This window comes from Chitinophaga sp. S165 (assembly GCF_003182155.1).
Classification (GTDB): Bacteria; Bacteroidota; Bacteroidia; order Chitinophagales; family Chitinophagaceae; genus Chitinophaga.
Genome location: NZ_QGTG01000001.1, coordinates 1,200,347 through 1,221,525 on the forward strand (window position 1 = coordinate 1,200,347; position 21,179 = coordinate 1,221,525).

Here is a 21,179-nt window from a genome sequence, read left to right on the forward strand (position 1 = left end):
GTAAACGACTTTTTGAGGGGGTATTTGCGACTTATTGCGAATCCCCATCCGTCTTCTCCTGAAATGCAGTCATTAACGCTTTAGCCTCTTCTGATGAAATAATTGAAACACAGCCATGACGTGCTTCTGGCGGGAACTTTACATCCTCCTCAACCTTCCAGTGCAGCAGGTCGGGCGAGTAAGACGCCCCAAAACGGTCGGTCATACAGTAATCATATAACAACAACCATCCTTTTTTATTCGGATCTTTTATCACTGTTGGACCTTCTGTAATTACAGGAACGATCTGCCCATTATTTAACGGCCCTTCGATGACCTTATAAGGCCCATAAACATTTGTGGCCGTAGCTACCCGGATAGCGCGTCTTTCTCCTGTCTTTGAGCCAAACTCTTCCTCCTTATGAAACAAATAATACTTTCCCTGATGCTCCAGCAATGTTCCGTCAATTACGGAATATGACGGTTCAAAAAATACCTTTGCGGGTGAGAATACCTTCCAGTCGCGGGTCGTACAATACCATAACCTGCTTTTCTTCCAGCCGGCATCTTCAAATGAAGAGGACCAGATCAAGATATACTCTTTGGATTTTTTATCATAAAACCATTCAGGCGCCCATATATTCCTGGCCAGTAAAGCGCCTGATTCATTCCTTACATCTTTCATCAAAGGCAACGTACCCTCCACCTGCCAATGAATGAGATCCGGTGAAGTTAAATAAAGGCAACTTGGGCCGACCTTCTCTCTGTCTTTACCGCCACCGCCTGTTGATAATATCCTCCATAATCCGTCCGGTCCACGGCGTACATAGGGGTCCCGTACATGCTGGTCCCATACCGGTTTATTATTGTTTAACGGCGTCCAATGACGTCCGTCAGTAGATAAAGCCATATGCATCTTTTCTAACAGCATAGGGTTCGGTAATGGCACCTCAACAGTGTTTCCCTTTGCATCAATTTCTATCCGTGTCGGATAACGTTGACGGAAGTAGGTTAACAACCAAACCTTCTTTCCCGTTTCTATTTTAAAGCTTTGCTGATCTGTCGTTTTTGCTGATGCTGTTTGGGATGATTGTGCCGGACTAAATGTCTCATTTTCCCATTTCAAAGGCATATTCGATAAATACCAGGACTTTCCATCCCCAGTATTATTCCCTTGAAAAAACAGATAATATTTCCCATCTTCTGCCTTAAATATATCCGGATGTCCTGACTCGCTATGATTCCACTCCCCTGCTTTCCCATTTGCAAGAAAAGGTTTTTCTGATGTACGTTTCCAGTGGATGCCATCTTTACTCTCCGCAAGCCCGATCTGCTGCGGAACATTATTATAACTGCCTGCATAAAACATATATAACAGGCCGTTCTTCTCAATCACCGAAGCGGCCTCAATACATTTGCCTTCCCAGGGTAGTTCGGGTTTCAGTATAGTGCCGTCATAAGCCTGCTTCCAATCTGCTCTTGAGAAGTCAGTCCCGGCAGGAGCCGTTGCCACGCCTTGCATCTGCACCTCTCCTTTAGGGTCCCGTGTGGCGAAGTAGAGGAAATATTGATCTTTATAGAACGTGACTTCCGCGTCAATGGCCCTTCCGCTGGTCCAACTACCTGTTGGCCGGAATACCGGATTACTGCTGTTCTTTACAAAATGGATCCCATCAGTCGAGTAAGCATGGCAGATGGCGTCTTTGGGACCATTACCATAGGTTTGATAGAAGAGGTGTATCGTGTCTTTACGAACCAATGCTCCCGGAGCACATAAACCATTCTTCTCGTATGCTTCCTCTCCATTCAAGTCTCCTACCTTTTGCCAGTCCATCAGGTTATTGCTCTGTGCAATACCAATATGCCAGCCTGCGCCATCCTTGCCAGGTATGGAATAGTACATCCAGTATTTATTCTTAAACTGTACGATCTTTGGGTCTTTAGCGATAGGTCTCCCTGAGGACGTATCGGTAAAATACATTCGCGGTTTTTCCTGTGCTAACAAACCTCCCGGTAAAAGAAACATGGTGCTGATCACCATCATGAGATAACGAAGCTGCATTTTCAATCTTATTTAGTCGCAATCAGTAAACTTAGCAATCATTTGTGTTATTTTTTAATCTTTTCTAACAAGACAAAAATGCCAGCTGCTGCCTTTTCATACGGAACTGCATATATAAGAATAAATTATAAATTTACACTTCTTATACAAGACAAGCTTGCAAGATATAGACCATGACAAAGCACATGTATGAACTTTCACAAATATTGCATTTTGTTAAGGATCAAACCGGAGCAGACGAAATATTTGAAAATAGCGACATTAATCAAGATCTGGGCTGCGATGGAGATGATTTTGATGAACTGATCAACAAATTCTCCACAGAATTTAATGTTGACCTATCAACATACCTCTGGTATTTTCACAGTGCTGAAGAGGGAAACAATATAGGCGGGGCCATATTCCCTCCCCCCAATGAAAGAGTTAAACACATTCCGGTAACACCATTGATGCTGCTTGAATTTGCGCAAAAAGGCAAGTGGGATTTAAAGTACCCGGAACATCAGATTCCAAAAAGACGATATGACCTGATCACAAATCTGATAATAATCATAGTGGTTTTCAGCCTGATCATCTATAAATGTGCGAGCAGGTGAATCAGGGTGTAATTAATTCTACCGGACCTTTAATCTCTATTTAGCCGCAGGCGTCTTTTCCGTTTTCCATTTAATAACATGGTACACAGCTCTCGTAGTGCCCACATTCTTAATACCATGTAATTGATTAGACGCCTGGAAGATAACAGAGCCAGGGCCAACACGTTTAGTGATACCGTTTACAGTCGATTCAACCGTACCCTCTTTTATAATGATCAGCTCTTCGTCCGGATGTTGATGTGGCGGGTGTGGCGCTTCTCCGGGATTCAGCGTCGTTACATGCAATTCCAGTTCATCCAGCGTTGGCGTGGCCGATTGAAGGAACTGACGTACTTCCCCCGTTTTTGTAGGCTTAGCTTTGATCTCATTCCAATCATATATTGTTGACGATAAAGGAAGCTGCTGGTCTTTATGTGCAATAATGGCCATTGGGATACACATTACCAGGATAGTGATGCAGATGAAGGTTATTTCCCGCTTTGTCATTGTAAAATGGTTTAGGTGGGATTAATTTACAAAATTTGTTATTATTCATTTCACATAAAAGTCACCGATTCTCTTTTATATTTGCGCGAATAAATCGTACTTATGCCTCAATTTGAACTACCCTATTTCGGAATGCTGGATTCCGACGCCGTTGATAACTACTATGAAGCAGAAGCATCAATAGCAGGTAATCCGGTACAGGTTGACCTGAATTTTGAAAACGAAAGCGTTAGCGCCGACGTTCTTAACAATGTGAAACAATTCCTGCTTGCAGTTGAGCAGCATCTACCCAAATGTAAAGAGTATATTCTCAATGAATACAAAAATGGTGAAATAGTCCAGGAGTATATTCAATATCATAAAGATGATATGAGCGAAGGTGTATTATGTGATGAGCTGGGAATTAAAGGAGGCGATATCGACCAGCAACTTGTAGCAAAATTGCAGCCTGTAAGGATCGGTATATATCCTGAGTCGGAGAATTATATAACGTTCGGCTATTCTTTCAGCAATGAACTTACACCGAGTGTGCTGGAGATCACTGCGAATAAAAACATCGAATTGCAGAATATGTATATGGAATACTAAGATAGTATAGCAACTAACTTCAGAAAAGCTTCAGGTCATTTCATCTGAAGCTTTTCATTTTCCCTATCAAGAAGTATATATTCAAGCAGCTCCTGATGATCTACTCAAACAAGGTGTCATGAAAACACCCTCATCTGATTTATTTGGCAAATTAAACTACTCATCGTAATTTTAGTATCAGTGATAGGTAACTAGCCATAGAAGAACGAGTTACACCCCAACAACTAATAGCCATATTTACTTACCCCAAAAACACAGGCCTTTTATGTTTGAGGACATAAATAAAAGGAATTCGTCTGTCCCATCGTCTCAAAATACCAACAATGAACCTGTAAACACTGCTTTGGAAAAACCGCAGCAATCCGGCACATCCCAGAGTATACAACTGCAGATTCCACAGGTAAACCTTCCCAAAGGAGGCGGGGCACTTAAGTCCATCGATGAGAAATTCGAAGTGAACGGCGCCAATGGTACCGCTTCTTTCAGCATTCCCATTCCATTCTCTCCTGCCAGGAATGGATTTGTTCCTACAATGGGCCTGTCTTATAATTCCGGTAGCGGCAATACCGTTTTCGGTCTCGGATGGACCTGTGATGTCCCGGCCATACAACGACGGACAGACAAGCAATTGCCCACATACACAGATGAGGATATCTTTATCTTCTCCGGGATGGAAGACCTTGTTCCCGAGCTGGAATATAATGTTGACAAGTGGGAGCCTAAGATCACCGTCATTGGTGATTATACCATCAAAACATTCCGTCCCCGTACAGAGGGCAGCTTCTCCCGTATCGAACAGATCTCGCATCCTGATAAAGGCATGTACTGGAAGGTTACTACGCGCAATAACATCACCACCATCTTTGGCCGTAGCAGCAACAACCGGCTTACACATCCGCATCATCCGGAAAAGGTCTTCAAGTGGCTGGCGGAGTTCAGCTTCGATTGTATGGGCAACTGGATCATATATGAATATGAGGCCGAGAACAGGGATAACGTCCCAAACGCCACACATGAAAAGAACAGACTGGCCCCTGCTATACAACCTTTCTCCAACAGCTATCTCAAAAGAGTGAAATACGCCAACAGGGTACCTTATTACATCAACCCTGCCGACGTATATGATCCGCAGCCACCGGATGATGAACGCCACTTCTTTGAACTGGTGTTCGATTACGGTGAACATGATACGGATACACCACGGCCTGCGCCTGATACCACATGGCCATGTAGGGACGATCCCTTCTCAGATCATCGCGCAGGCTTTGAGGTACGCACCTACCGCCTCTGCCGCCGTTTCCTGATCTTCCACTACTTTGAAGAACTGGGGAATGATGCCTGTCTTGTACGTTCCCTCGATCTCACACATAAAGGTTCATCTATCAATAACAGCGGACAACATGAGCTGACCTATCTCTCCGCCGTCAACCAGTCCGGTTATATCCGCAACAACAACACTTATTCTAAAAGATCATTTCCGCCCCTGGAATTCGAATACCAGGAACTACAATGGAACAAGAGTATCCGTACCGTTTCTCCGGAAAGCACCGTGCATATGCCCGCAGGTATCAGCAGTGCCTACCAGTGGGTAGACCTTTACAATGAAGGCATATCAGGTATCCTTTCGGAACAGGGGAACGGCTGGTACTATAAAAGCAACCTGGGAGATGTGGATGAAGCGAAGGAAGTAAAGTTCTCTCACGCCAGTCCTGTCATTCCCAAACCTTCTTTTCTGGGCATCCAGGCAGGCACACTCACCATACAGGACCTCGATGGTAATGGCAGCAAACAGGTGGTTGTCAATTCTGAGGGATTACAGGGCTATTTTTCGCTGTCTGACGACCAGGAGTGGTTACCATTCCGTCCATTCGAACAAAGGGCTAATATAAGGCCTAAAGACCCCAATATCCGTCTCTTTGATGTGGATGGGGATGGGCTACCAGATATCGTGATGAGCGAAGACAATGTTTTCTCCTGGTTCCCCTCCAAAGGCACCAGAGGATATGACGCCCGCAGGAACGCCTTCAAACCTTTCGATGAAGAGCAGGGCGCTGCCATTGTATTTTCAGATCCCCTGCAGAGTATCTTTCTCTCCGATATGACGGGAGACGGCCTTACTGATATTGTCAGGGTACGCAACGGGGAAGTATGCTACTGGCCGAATACCGGCTTCGGGAACTTCGGCGCTAAAGTAACGATGAGCAATGCACCCGTATTTGATCATCCCGACAATTTTAATTCTTCTCTTCTCCAACTGGCGGACGTCAGCGGTACTGGTGTCAGCGATATCATTTACCTGGGCAGGAACAGCTTCCGCGCTTTCCTCAACTTAAGCGGTAACGCCTGGAGTGATGCGCATGAAATAGATCCTTTCTTCCGCATCAGCAAGCCGGGACAACTGGCGGTGATTGATCTCCTCGGTACGGGTACTGCCTGTATCGTATGGTCTTCCGATCTTCCCGGCGATAGTCTGGCCCCTATGCAGTACATAGACCTCATGGACAGCAAAAAGCCGCACCTGCTAACCAGATACAAAAACAACCTGGGAAAGGAAACGTCCGTCAGCTATAAAAGCTCCACCTGGTTCTACCTGAAAGATAAACAGGAAGGAACGCCCTGGATCACTCGTCTGCCTTTCCCTGTGCATGTGGTACATAAAACACTGCTGGAAGATAAGATCAGTAACTCGAAGTTCAGCAGTGAATATCGGTACCATCATGGTTACTACGATCATGCAGAACGTGAGTTCCGGGGCTTCGGTAAGGTAGAGCAGATCGATTCTGATTTTTTCGCCACCTGGCAGAAGAACAATGCAGGTACACAACTGGAACCTTCTGAAACATTGTTTCAGCAACCCGTACTCACCAGAACATGGTATCACACCGGCGCATTCATCGGCCGTGAAAAGATCCTGTCACAATATGAGCTGGAATATTGGTACAACATCCTGGAGCAGAAAGGTTTTCCTGTTGCGACCACAGAGCCTTCCCTTCCGGATGCGCTCATTACCATTGCAGGCAATCTCGCGCCACAGGTCACTGCGCTTAGTACAGAGGAATACCGGGAAGCCCTGCGCATCTGCAAAGGCATGATGTTACGGCAGGAAGTATTCTCCCTGGATACCCCATTACTAAATCCGACCGACGATGAAATAAGACGGGGTCTCACTCCTTTTTACACCGCGACACACAACTGCCACATCAAGCTTTTACAGCCACGTGCGCAGAACAAAAATGCAGTTTTCACTGTCACCGAAAGTGAGGCGCTCACTATTCAGTACGAAAGGAATCCATCCGATCCCCGGATGTCCCATACACTTAACACTGTCGTGGACGACTTCGGACTGGTACTCGAAAAGGCGGCTGTTGTTTATCCCAGGCAGGAAGACGATGCTACTTTGCCTGCGGAGGTCATAGCAGCGCAGAACAAGACCTTTATCTGCTATAACCAATTCACATTTACCAACGATATTACAACGCCTCTCATCTACCGTCTCAGGTTACCAGCTACCTCCCGTAGTTATGAGCTGACCGGTATTTCAAAAACAGGTACGTTGTATCGTTTATCTGATTTCAACAATGTACTGGCCGCCGCTACCACCCCAATCGCATATGAACAGACAGCAGGCGCCATTCCAACAAGGAGGCTGATAGAAGACCAATGTACCACTTACCTGGATGATACCCTTACAACGGAATTGACCGTAGGTCAACAAGGCGCCGTTGGGCTTAAGTACCAGCAATATCAGCTGGCGTTCACTTCCTCATTGCTTCAACACATCTTTGCACCAAAGATCAGTCCTGCGGAAGAAAACACCCTGATGACCAGCGGCCATTATGTACAAAGGGCAGGACATCCTGGCTGGTGGGTATCTTCCGGTATCATCTATAACGTTTTGAGCGGCGAGACCATTGCAGATGCAAAGGCCCGGTTCTATGCGCCCCTGCTCTACACCGATCCTACCGGCGCTCCTACTACTGTGAGTTATTACAAAGATTATTTCCTGTTGATACAATCCACAGAAGATCCATTGCAGAACAGCACGCATGTGGACGCCTTTAACTTCCGCACGCTGCAACCTGCTATTGTAAGAGATAGCAACGACAATATCACACAAACCCTGTATGATGAACTTGGTTTATTAAAAGCGGTAGCCTTCCTGGGTAAAGACCTCAATAATGATGGCATCGCGGAACTGGATATTTCGGATGATCTATCCGGTATAACAGAGCTGACCTTACCCGCTGAACAATCTGCCATAACAACGTTCTTCAGTACAGAAGACTCCGTAGCGCTGATGACTGCCGCAGCAAATTTACTGCAACATGCTACCATCCGTTATGTATACGACTATGACAAGTACCGCACCAACGGTGCACCGGTAGCAGTGTCTACCATCACACGGTCAGTACATCATGCTGACGTATCACCGGATAATCCACTGCAGATCTTCATTGCCTTTGAATATACCGGTGGTGCCGGTCAGCCCGTCATGGCAAAGATGCAGGCCACACCAGGTATTGCCACCAAAGTAGTCGTGAATAGTGATAATACATATACCGTTACACAAGTAGATACTTCTGCTCAGAACCCGCAAAGGCTCAGATGGATCGGTAACGGCCGTGTTGTGCTCAACAACAAAGGAAAACCGGTTAAACAATATGAGCCGTATTTTTCAGCTACGCCATTCTACGAAGCACAGCCGGAACTGATAGAGACAGGCGTCTCTCCTATTGTCTACTACGACCCGCTGGGCAGGATGGTCCGTACGGTATTGCCGGAAGAAACCTTTACAAGGACAGTCTTCACACCGTGGAAACGGATGGTGTACGATGTGAATGATAACGTAACGCTGTCCAACTGGTACCTGAAACGCATCAACAATGAAATAGACGCAGAACTGATTGCTGCAGGTAAAGATCCGGCACGGGAGAAAGAAGCGGCGCAGCAAACTGCAGCGCATGATGATACACCTTTTACCATGCACCTCGACCCGCTGAACAGGGACATCTTCAGCGTAGAGCATAATGTGGCAGATGGATCGGATGAGTTTTACAACACCTTCACCATCATGGATATTGAAGGTAATATCCATTCCATCACAGACCCGAGGAACAATGTTGTGATGCGTTACCGGTACAACATGCTCGGACAGGCAGGTTACCAGCAAAGCATGGACGCAGGAGAACGCTGGGCCCTAAGTAATGTAACAGGTAAGCCGATTAAAACATGGGACAGCCGCAATCACACATTCCTGTTCACCTATGATGCTTTGCAACGGCCGCTGGACTCCCGTGTTACGGGTGGTGACGGCCCTGTTCCACTAAACAATGTATTCAGCAGAACAAGTTATGGAGAAGCGGCGGCAGATAATAAACAACACAATCTCCGTGGCCGGGTGCATATTGCCTATGATTCAGCAGGGAAACTGGAATCAGTTGACTACGACGCCAAAGGCAACCTGATACTTTACAACCGCCGCCTTACGACGGATTATAAAGAACTGGTGAACTGGTCTGTTCCCAATCCGGATACACTATTGGAAGCAGATACTTATCTCACAGGTGCAACGTATGATGCCATTGCCCGCATCACCCGAAATTCCTTTCCCGATGGCAGTATGCTTGAGCCCCGTTATAATGAAATGAGCCTGTTAAGGGAGATCCGGGTGAACGGGACTCTCTTTGTGAAGAACATTGATTATAACGAGAAAGGACAACGCAAAAGGATCGTATATGGCAATGATCTCAATACCCGTTACAGTTACGACAAATTCACCTTCCGCCTCAACCGCCTGGAAACCACACGTAATAACAACGATCCCCTGCAGGACAATTATTATACGTATGATCCCAGCGGCAACATCACACATATTGCTGACAAGAACATCCCGGTGGTATTCTTCAACAACCAGAAGATAGAAGGTGTTTCCAATTACCGCTATGACGCCGTTTACCGCCTCATTGGTACTTCCGGCAGGGAACATTCCGCAACAGCGGGTTTTGATCCTTCGGATAACTTTAATGACTTTCCCTTCCTCCAGGAATACAGTCAGGGCAACGCGCTTGGATGGCGAAATTATACCCAGGACTATCAGTATGATTTCGCCGGCAACCTCAAACAGGTAAAGCATACGGCGGCAGGAGGCGATTGGACAAGGGACTATACTATAGACGGCGCCAGCAACCGTTTGCTATCGACTACCACAGGTGGCCCTGCATTCGCGTACCCGCATCATCCTACGCATGGTTATATCACAGGCATGCCTCATCTCACGTTCATGCAGTGGAACTTCAAAGACCAGTTGCAGGCGGTGTCCAGGCAAGCCGTCAATGCCGGCACACCGGAAACCACCTGGTATGTGTATGATGGCGCTGGCCAACGAATAAGAAAGATCACTGAAAGGCAGGCAGCAGAAGGCGTCACTCCATTGAGGAAATCACAACGTATCTATCTGGGCGCAGTTGAGTTGTTTGAAGAATATGACAATGCCAACAACCCCGTTCTGCAACGTAACACACTGCATATACTGGACGATACGCGCCGCATTGCCCTTATAGAAACACGCGTTTCGGGTAATGACGACGGTCTGCAGCAACTCGTACGTTACCAGTTCGATAATCACCAGGGCTCCGCCTGTATTGAAACAGACCAGGATGCCCGTGTGATCAGTTATGAGGAATATCATCCTTTCGGCACTACTTCCTACCAGGCAATTGACAAAGATATTAAAGCAGCCTATAAGCGATATCGCTATACAGGTATGGAAAGGGACGAAGAAAGCGGGTTCCAGTATCACAGTGCCCGTTATTACGTGCCCTGGCTGGGCAGATGGCTTAGTGCCGATCCTATAGGTATCGGCGACGGACTGAATGTATACCGTTATGCGAGGAACAATCCGCTGATGTATGCCGATACCAGCGGTACCTGTTGCTCCGATTCCGTCGCCATAGAAACCAATGAGAAGAAGACCAAAGAAAAGAAGGAAAAAGAAGAGTTAACAGAAGCCGCTGTATCTACACTTACAGGAAATGCTCCTGGTGGCAGTTCCAAAGGTGGTGGCGGTTTTGGCGGCAGTTCTAAAGGAGGAGACGGCCCTTCCGGTAAATCCGGTGATGCAGGCGGTTCAATAGGAGACAGCATCCTGAACGGACTGAAAGGCCTGGGCAAATGGATAGGTGAAGGTCTTAGCAAATTATGGGACTGGATCAAAGGCGCAGCATCTACCGTATGGAACTGGATCAAAGGGGCTGCAAGTGCTGCCTGGGATTGGATAAAAGGCGCCGCAACTACTATCTGGGAGGGCATTAAAGGCGCCGCCAGCGCAGCGTGGGACTGGATCAAAGGTGCTGCTGCCACTGCCTGGAACTGGATCAAGGAAACGGCCAGCGCTGTATGGGAATGGACCAAACAGAAAGCGACTGAATTCTGGAACTGGTTTGCCGGTGATGACGGCTTCCTGGAAGATTTCCTGGAAGTAGTAGGCCATCTCACATGGGGATTGCCCGCTACTGCAGCAGGTTTTCTTTTCAGCCTTGTCAACTTCACCATCGGCAATATCGTAGTAGCTATCCATAACGCCATAGAACCGGCAAACAATCAATGGGAATACGCCAGCATTTCTATTGGCGGACCTAATAACGAAAATGACATCATCGGCAACTACGGCGGTCTCCTTAATCTCGGCGGGCTCCAGGAAGCGGTAACATTAGGCCCGTTCGTATTCTTCCAGGGGTCAGGCGCAGCAGCAACATCCGCAGGTGCCACAGGTATACAGGACTATTATGCAAACCATGAAAACGTGCAGCCGATCTACCTGTCAGCTACACCTCTTCGCGTAGCAGATCATGAAGAAGGACATGAAGACCAGAACCTGTTGTATGGTCCGTTCACCCTACTACTTGGTTTTATCTTCAGTCTCATACCTAACTGGCTCAAGAAACAGCATAGCACCGGATGGTTCTGGTACGACAGACAGGCCAATAAATGGTCAGGCGGCAACAGTATTGCCAATCCAAATCCGAACGTACATCCATAACATATACATTCATACTTAAACCCCCAAAAAATGACAGATCCTAATTTGGTTTACAGGGTATATGGCACCGTAACTGACGTACAGGGTTTTCCTGTTCCCAATATACTCATCAGAGCTTTTGACCGCGACCTGCGTACTGAAGAACTGCTTGGAATGGGCCAGACGGACGGTGCAGGGAAATATGAAATACGCTACAGCCCGGAATCCTTTAAACGGGCGGAAAAACAATATGCAGACCTTTCCCTCAAAGCATACGATACCACAGGGAAACAGCTGCTCTATGAACAGACGATAGATCAGATCATTTTTAATGCCCCTGCCGACAAAAGAGTGGACATCGTCATACGCGTGGCACCGAAGCCATTGGAGAATGAATTTGATACCATCCTGCGTGCACTGCCACCGCTTATTGAAAACGTTCCTCTCACCACTTTACAGGAGGACGCCAAAACCCGTGATATCACTTTCCTCACAAGGGAAACGGGCATTCCTGCCCAACGGTTGCAGTACATCGTTGTTGCACACCGTCTGCAGGAACTTTCGAAGATAGATGCCGCCTTTTTCTACGGCTTGTTCCGCAAAGACACCCTGCTGAAACTGGACCTGGCCAAAGCATTCAACGCCCGTGTACAAATAGATATCAATGCCGAACCTAAACCTATCCTCTATGATGCAGCCCTGGCGGATGAGAAGCTGATCGATGCTGATATCAAAAATGCTATCAAGGAATTGATCATCCCCCAACGTGTGGCGACACAATTGCGGGAAATAATGGCCATGCTCAGCCAGTACCGTGAAGAGGCCCGCAAATTCGAAGAAGAAGAAAAGCGGAAAAGGATCACAGATACGCTGACTAACTTCCTGATGAAAGATAAACTGGGAGAAATGCAGCAGCTCTTTGATGCCAACAGGCAGGACTACACTAAATTCCTGGATGCTATCTCTGCCGCCAATTTCTTTGCTACTGCCGATGATAAAAAACGTACGCAGGTAACTGTCGCCCTGGGCAATGTACTGGGCTTCAATGATAAGATCATCAATACGGTAGCTGCAACACAAAAGATCGACAAGCCACAGGATATTAAGAAACTCGCAAAGCTGAACAGCGCCGGATGGCGGGATGTACTGACGCAGTCTTCCAAAGACCTTAACGTAGATCCGGAGCTCATTAAAGTACATGCTTCCGCGCTTGCCAGGAAGATGGAAACTGAGTATCCTACACAGGCATTTACTGCGCAACTGGAAAGGGCCAAAGAAAAGACAGGGCCACAACATGATGCTATCCTGAAACTACTGACCGAGAACGAGGATTTTGACCTGCAACGTTCTAATATAGATACCTTCTTCCGTGGTAAAGGTACACGTGATACAGAGAGCGCTGAACCTGCGTTAAGAGAACTAAAATCAGTACAGCGTGTATTTAAACTGGTACCTAATTATTCAAAGACCACCGCACTGCTTTCTCAAAAGGTCCATTCTGCTCAAAGCATTGTAGCTACCGGCAGGTCACGGTTCGTAAATGAGGTCGGTCCGGCTGCAGGCATCTCTGAAAAAGAAGCCAATACTATCTACAATAAAGCCAGCAATGTACAGGCAGCATCCATGCTCATTGCAGGAGAATTGCAAGATACTATCAGCAGTATGGAAATTGCTGCACTGAACGTCAATACGCTGTCTGCCAAACTGAAAGCCATCAGTAAAGATTTCCCTAATCTCAAAACCTTGTTCCAGTTGTCCGACATGTGCGCCTGTGAGCATTGTCGCTCGGTATACAGTCCGGCAGCATATCTCGTAGAATTACTTCAGTATCTCGACAAACGCACCGTAAGGAACCTGGACGTAGATCCTAATGCACCTGTACGTATTGCCAAAGACGTGCTCTTTGAAAGAAGACCTGATCTGGGTGAGATAGACCTGGGCTGTGAAAATGCCAATACACCGCTACCTTATATAGATCTTGTTTGCGAGCTCCTGGAAGAAGCCATTGCTCCCGATGCAGGTATTACCTACAACGGCGCACTGGCTAACGGAAAGATCCCTGCGCCCCTGCAAACATTGCTTAATACCAACAAGATAGCCGTTACAGACAAAGCGCTTGTATATGCACCGCTCGATCCTGTGATCAATCCGGCTTTCTACTTGCGGGACGAAGGTATTGTTTGCAAGCTATCTCCTATTGCAGCTAACCAGTGGCAGGTAAAACGACTGCATCAGACATTTGCATCAGCAGAAGAACTGGCGGCAGCACCGGAGTACGTGAATGAAAATGCCTATACGCTGTTAAGTACGCAGCAATTTGCTTTTAGCCTGCCGTTTGACCTGCCACATACAGAAGCACAGGCTTATTTCTCCCGTTTCGGTATCACCAGGACGAAACTCATGCAGGACCTGCAGATAGGCACTACTCCTCCCAATGAATCTATTGCCGCGGAGATCCTGGGACTGACAGATGCAGAACGCAAGCTCATCATCAATGCAGATGCAGCTAACCAGGAACTCTACTGGAATACCGGCGCACCTAACGCAGTGGACTATATGAAGGTGGTAGACAATATGCTGCAAAAAACAGGACTGACCTATACAGCGCTTAACAACCTGTTATCACTTACCTTTATTAATCCGGACGATAAACTATTCATCAAACACCTCGATACTGGTTGTGATACCACACAGAAAGAGATCGCCAATTTCGACAATGCAGCGCTTGACCGCATCCACCGTTTCCTGCGACTAACAAAGCTTACGGGGTGGAAGCAGGAGATCCTTAATGAAGTGATCATGCAGACGAATCTGGGTAATAAAAAGCTGGATGATGCATGTCTGATCACCCTTTCGAAGCTGCAGATCATCAACCAAAGCACCGGTATCAAAAGAGAAGAGTTGATCGGCTTTTATGGAGAAGTACCGCATACAATTATTCCCAATGCTACCATAAAACCGCTCTATCAGCAGGTATTCCTCAATAAAGCTACTACCGGTTTCCTCGATGAAACACTGCTGCCTGCACTGGTAGATGGCAGTACTACGCTGGATGCTCATGCTGTAAGCCTTGCTGCCTGTCTGCAACTCTCTGCGTTGGACCTTAGCCTTATTACCGGCGCTATGGCCAATACAGATCTTACCTTTGCAAATATCAGCCATCTGTTTGCCGTAGCGCGGCTTTGCAGGAAGCTGAAGATCTCAGTAAGCGACTACCACCTGTATGTTACGCTCACCGGCCTGAATGTATTCAGTTCACCTGCTGTTACGCTTGATTTTATTAATCACGTTAACATCGGCAAAGGTGCGCCACTCAAACCTGCAGAAGTAAAGTTCATGTTGCGGCATGAAGCGGATAATCTTGCAGAACGGGAGATAACAGATGATAAGGTCACTGCCTTCCTCACTGCATTACAAGCGGGTTACCAGCAGGCGTTCAATACCAACAAGTCCCCTTTTGATGCATTACTTACAGCAGATGAATTACAGGAGCCACTAAAGAACGGTCTTGCTAAACTACCCGGCTTCGCGGAAGAGATCACCAATAACTTCCTGAAGATGGCAGACGATACCTGGGCATCTCCGCCTGACCCAGTTGCCGCTACCTACATCAATGATCAACTGTTGCCTTTCTTTGCACCAGCTGTCATCACAAATATCCAGACCTTACAGGCTGCCATTGTCGCCGCACCGCCAGCCGGTCTGGAGGCAGCGCGTAAAGCATTCCAGGAAGCCATTTTTACTGCCTTGTCGGAATACTTCTTTGTAGCGGAAAAAACAGACCTGCTGGTCACCTCACTGGCAAGTACCTTCAAAGCTGAGAATGATCTTGTAACAGCTATACTCAGTGCCGCCAGGCTGAAGCAACCTGCTCCCGGTACAGCCTTCCTGCGGGACATCCTGTTGTCGGATACACTCATAGATAAAGTAGCAGAACCTCCGGTACCACCGGTTATCACGCCGGCAGGTTTCGTGCAGCAATACAATGCCATACGGTTGCTGCATAAACTCTTCCCTTTTGTAAAAGCACTCAAACAAGATCCGGATACCATCGCATGGCTGATCACTACCAGTCCCGCGCTTGGATGGCTGGAACCTGACCGTATACCATATGCAGGTCTGCAAACACCCATTCCATATACCACATGGGAAAGTTTCGTACAGCTGCTTTCTTTGATAAATACGCTCACGCCGGTACCTAATCCGGGAGATGCGGAGAAACCGCTTACGTTCTCTTTCCTGATCTCCCTCCTGCAGGATGGCGCCACTACACGTCAGCAGTGGCTCGATGCCTTTGCTTTGCTCAATGGTTATGACCGTGAAGTGCTGGATGATGCTGATCTATATTTCGGCTTCTCCAATCCGGACCTGGCGCAGTACCGTAAGGTAGAAACATGGATCAAATTAGCCACCGCCATGCTGGACCTACGTATATTAGGCACTAACGCCACCGTGGCGAAAGAATTCATCAAACCTGTTCTCAATAGTACCGATACCAGTCAGCTGCGCATGACGCTCAAAGCGCGATATGAAGAAGACCTCTGGCTGGATACACTGAAAGAGATCATGAACACCGTGCGTCCCCGGAAACGCGATGCGCTGGTAGCTTATCTGCTGGCCACCACACCGGATGTACATACAGTTAATGACCTCTTTGACTACTACCTTGTCGATACACAAATGGAGGCCATCATGCCTTCCTCCCGCATCGTACAGGCGCACGGCACCATCCAGCTCTTTGTGCAACGTTGTCTGATGGGACTGGAACCCACTGCCGCTGCAGACAGGAACAGTGATTCCGGCTGGGACCAGTGGAAATGGATGAAGAACTACCGTGTGTGGGAAGCCAACAGGAAAGTGTTCCTCTATCCGGAGAACTGGATTGAACCGGAGCTGCTGGACGATAAATCATATCTATTCTCCGAAATGGAAGAACAGCTGTTGCAGGACGAAGTAAATGAATTTACTACGGAGGATGCGCTGATCCGTTACCTCGAAAAACTGGATGAAATAGCCTTCCTGGAAGTAGTGGCAGAATATTACCAGGCAGACATCTACACCCTTCACGTCTTTGCACGTACGAAAACCGGTGATCCTGCCACTTATTACTACCGCCGTCTTGAACAGGAGCGTTACTGGAGCCCATGGGAAAAAGTAGATCTGGACATCACCAGTAATCAGCTGCTGGCCTTTGTGCACAACAACCGTCTCTGCCTGGCATGGCCGATCTTCAGCGAAGTACCCAATCCTACTCACCAGGTAACCATCCCCGGTGTATCTGCCAGTGAAAGCGCTCCTAAAGACATGAAGAAGGTGGAACGCAAACTGAAGATCCAGCTGGCCATCAGTCAGTTCGCCAATAAACAATGGCAACCTAAGAGAGTGTCCAGAGGTGGTATCATGACGCCGGATGATTATGTTACAGACAAGTTTGACTATGATGTTTACAACCTCATGTACTTCGAGTTCTCTCAGCAGATCATGGTCTTCCACACGCAGATCGAGAACATCCAGGAATATCATTATATGGACGGCCTGTTTGATCTTGCGGGCTGTAAAGGTTATCCGGAACTCACCAGTACCAAACCAAACTGGTTCCCTGACTTCTTCCCTGATTTCAAAGACACCCTGCTTGGTTCAGACAGGTATGTAGAACAGGGCCTGGATGCCAGCAATGCGCTCTCCGTACGTAACGCATTTCTCTTCTTTAATTTCTTCGACCTGCTGACGCAAACGCCCGGCACCTTCCGTCTCAGTTACCCGCACCAGTTCACCTGGGTAGATATGCTGGCAATGCTTTACCAGATCATCATGAAAAAGCTGCTTGCCAACTTCTCCGATCTTGGCGGCCGAAGCATCAAAGTTCCGCTGGGTACTTTATTGCCTTACTTCTTCGAGGACAGCAAGCATAACTACGTGATCGTTCCTGGTTTCTATGGCGTTGATAAAGACCCCCAAACAGGAGAACCGGTAACTATCAGGAGAACCTACACAGACGTATTGAAATTGCTGGAAGCAGTGATAGCACTTTACAATAAGTATGTACAGATCGTCAAGGAAAATCCCAATATGCCTGCAGCTGAGCTGGTGGCCAAACTTATAGCAGATCCTGACTTCCAGGCTATCGTCGCCGAATGGAAGGTCTATACACAGCTGAAGTACGGTGAACAGTTCCGCAATTTCTATCACCCGCTATTATGCATGATGCGCAAGACGCTTTACAAAGATGGCATCCCTGCATTGATGAAACGGGAAACACAACTGACTGTCACTAACTTCAAGTTTGCTGACTATTATAAGCCGACAACATTCGTTCCCGGACCGCTGCCTATAGAAGACATAGACTTCAACAGTGACGGCAGTTACAGCAGCTACAACTGGGAACTTTTCTACCACACTCCTATGATGCTGGCCACAAGGCTTAGCAGGGACCAACGTTTTGAGGAAGCCCTGGTATGGTTCCATTACATCTTCAATCCGACGGGCGCACTGGAAGGTAATCCTCCGCAGAAGTACTGGGTGACTAAACCTTTCTATCAACGCCTCTCACCAGAGTACCTGGAACAACGCATCGACAATCTGCTCACTAAGATAGCAGACCCTGGCACACCTGAAATCAAGGAACTGGAGTTTGCCATAGACCAGTGGCGTACCAAGCCCTTTATGCCGCATGTAGTGGCCCGTTTCCGGCCTGTAGCCTATCAGAAGGCTACCCTGATGAAATACATAGAGAACCTCGTGCAATGGGGCGATAATCTCTTTCGCCAGGACACGATGGAATCTATCACACAGGCTACACAGATGTACATCCTTGCGGATAAACTGTTAGGGCCTAAACCGCGTATCATTCCACCAGCTGTTAAAGTGCCTTATGAAACATACAATCAGCTGGAACCAAAGCTGGATGCCTTCGGCAATGCGCTGCTGGAATTTGAAAATCTGCTGCCGGATCTTTCTGTCCTGCCACATGGCGGCGATGAACTGCCTCCACCTCCTATTACGATGTCCAGTCTCTATTTCTGCGTTCCCCCGAACGACCAGATGCTGGCCTGGTGGGATGTCATTGCTGACAGGCTTTTCAAGATCCGCAACTCACAGAATATAGACGGTGTGGAAAGAGTGCTGGCACTCTTCGCTCCTCCTATAGATCCGGGCATGCTGGTACGCGCTGCTGCCGCCGGATTAGATCTGTCCAGCGTTATTGCAGGACTGAATGCACCATTGCCTATCTACCGTTTCAACGTCATGGCCCAGAAGGCTACAGAACTGATCCAGGAAGTCCGCGGACTAGGTAGCGCACTCCTGCAAGCCCTGGAGAAGAAAGATGCGGAAGCACTTGCCCTGTTGCGCAACGACCTTGAGATGAAACTGCTCAAGAGCATGCTGGATATGAAAAAGGTACAGCTGAAAGAAGCGAAACAACAGATAGAAATACTCAACCGCACCAAAGTCATCACAGAAGAACGGGACGCATACTTCACTGCCATAGAAAAAATTAGTGCCAGTGAACAACTGAACCTTGACAAGTTATCTGAAGCGCACGACTTCCAGATGGCCGCCCAGATAGTACAAGCTACAGGAGCTGTACTAGGCCTGATCCCCGACTTCGGTTTCGGCGGACATGGTTTCGGCGGTTCTCCTGCTGTAGACGTTACCTGGGGTGGTACTTTCCTCGCGACCGCCGCCACTGCCGCAACGGGCGTCCTGAACATCCTCAGTGGAGCGGCTTGTTATGAGGCCAACAGGGCCTCTATCCTCGGAGGTTTTGACAGGCGTTTCAGCGATTGGAAGCTACAGGAACGACTGGCCAAACTGGAAATAAAACAGATAGACCAACAGATAGCCGCCGCCGAGATCAGGGTTGAGATCACTGAAGCTGATATCAAAACTCAGGAACTCCAGATCGATAATAACCAGAAGACGGATGAGTTCATGCAGGACAAGTTCACCAACAAAGACCTGTACCAATGGATGATCGGGAAGATCAGCGCCGTCTACTTCAAAGCCTACAAACTGGCATACGATGTATCAAAGAAAACAGAGCGTTGTTATCAGCATGAACTGGGTAATACAGACACCTTCCTGCAGTTTGGCTATTGGGACAACCTCAAGAAAGGCCTGCAAACAGCAGATCAGTTGTTCTATGACCTGAAACGTATGGAAGCCAGTTACCTGGATACCAATAAACGGGAATATGAAGTTACCAAACATATCTCCCTGTCCATGTTAGACCCACTGGCCCTTATCAGGCTGCGTGCGACCGGTGTTTGCGACTTCCAGGTACCTGAAGCGCTCTTTGATATGGACCATCCGGGACATTACTTCCGTCGTATTAAGACGGTAAGCATCACGCTACCTTGTATCGCAGGTCCGTATACATCCGTGAGCGCCAAGCTGTCTTTGATCAACAACAGGTATCGCAAGAACACTGCGAAGGCGGTCGGCTTTACTGATGATAAGACCGCTTATGAAGAAGTACCTGGCAACGACGACCGTTTCGTTTACAACATCGGTACTATTCAGTCCATCGCTACCAGCAACGCTCAGAACGACAGCGGACTCTTTGAGCTGAACTTCCGCGATGAACGTTATCTGCCTTTCGAATACACTGGCGCAATCAGCACCTGGCGATTGGAACTGCCTACAGGCGTACGTCTTTTCGATTACAATACTATCGCTGATGTGATCATCCATCTCAAGTACACCGCCCGTGAAGGTGGCAGCACCTTAAAGACCCTTGCTTCAAACACCCTGAAAGATAAACTGGCAGAGATAGGCCAGCAGCTCAGTGAAACCGGTCTTCACCTGGCGCTGAACCTTCGCTACGACATGCCTGATGAATGGAACCTGCTGAAGAAAGATGGTACTGTCAGTATGCAGATTGCCAAAACAAGATTGCCTTATTTCATGCAGGCTTTTGCCGCTGAAATCGACAAGGTGATCATACTGGCCAGGTTCAAAAATGCACCGGCGTTAGTAAACGTAACGCTCAATGGCGCGACTAACCTGCCGCTGAATCCAAAACCTGAATGGTCTGTCTTCCTGAATGAGACAATGGTTATTGAACTGGATACGCCTTTCACACTCGCGGCAACACCTGCTATAATGGCTGAAATGGAAGAGCTGATGATGATAGTGAAGTATCAGTTCCCCTGATAGCTGATGATGTACCGGTTTTCTTTTGCGTTGTACGCGGCGCAAAAGAAAACTGGTGTAGCTTTCATTTTTATGCTGTGTATCTTCTTCAATATCTCCGTTTAGTATCGGGAGTTATTAATCACCCGGACTTGTATATGCTATTTTAGACACGCTGTTAACGTGGATTTTTATACTGATAATTTTCGGTTTCAAAACACCCTATCTTTCTGATCACACCACAAAGTTAACCCGAAAACCTATGCGGGATATACGGATTTTATTCGACACATAAATTTGACTATCAACAACTTAC

The 21,179-nt window shown here is 47.5% G+C and carries 6 protein-coding genes; 4 read left to right on the forward strand and 2 right to left on the reverse strand.

Annotated elements, in window-relative coordinates:
• Nucleotides 1-31 precede the first annotated feature (31 nt).
• Nucleotides 32-2,041: a family 43 glycosylhydrolase gene (locus C7475_RS33115; RefSeq protein WP_199236167.1), complete on the reverse strand. Its 2,010-nt coding sequence runs from the start codon at nucleotides 2,039-2,041 to the stop codon at nucleotides 32-34.
• A 173-nt stretch (nucleotides 2,042-2,214) separates the two neighbouring features.
• Between C7475_RS33115 and C7475_RS04345 the strand changes: the two genes are divergently transcribed.
• Entirely contained in the window at nucleotides 2,215-2,637 is a 423-nt protein-coding gene (locus C7475_RS04345) for a DUF1493 family protein (RefSeq protein WP_110051471.1), read from the forward strand.
• Nucleotides 2,638-2,673: 36 nt separating this feature from the next.
• Here C7475_RS04345 and C7475_RS04350 read toward each other — a convergent pair whose 3' ends face one another.
• On the reverse strand, nucleotides 2,674-3,123 hold the full coding sequence (locus C7475_RS04350) for a cupin domain-containing protein (protein ID WP_110051473.1): 450 nt from the start codon (nucleotides 3,121-3,123) through the stop codon (nucleotides 2,674-2,676).
• A gap of 102 nt (nucleotides 3,124-3,225) precedes the next feature.
• On the opposite strand from C7475_RS04350, the gene C7475_RS04355 reads away from it, so the two are divergent.
• The 3 genes from C7475_RS04355 (at nucleotide 3,226) to C7475_RS04365 (ending at nucleotide 20,884) form a co-directional block, all read left to right on the forward strand.
• Nucleotides 3,226-3,711, forward strand: coding sequence for a DUF2004 domain-containing protein (locus tag C7475_RS04355; RefSeq protein ID WP_110051475.1), 486 nt, complete (start codon nucleotides 3,226-3,228; stop codon nucleotides 3,709-3,711).
• A gap of 265 nt (nucleotides 3,712-3,976) precedes the next feature.
• The gene (locus C7475_RS04360) at nucleotides 3,977-11,749 is read left to right on the forward strand and encodes a SpvB/TcaC N-terminal domain-containing protein (protein ID WP_110051477.1); all 7,773 of its coding nucleotides are present in this window, start codon (nucleotides 3,977-3,979) and stop codon (nucleotides 11,747-11,749) included.
• 30 nt (nucleotides 11,750-11,779) lie between these two features.
• Nucleotides 11,780-20,884: a neuraminidase-like domain-containing protein gene (locus C7475_RS04365; RefSeq protein WP_110051480.1), complete on the forward strand. Its 9,105-nt coding sequence runs from the start codon at nucleotides 11,780-11,782 to the stop codon at nucleotides 20,882-20,884.
• The last annotated feature ends 295 nt before the right edge of the window (nucleotides 20,885-21,179 follow it).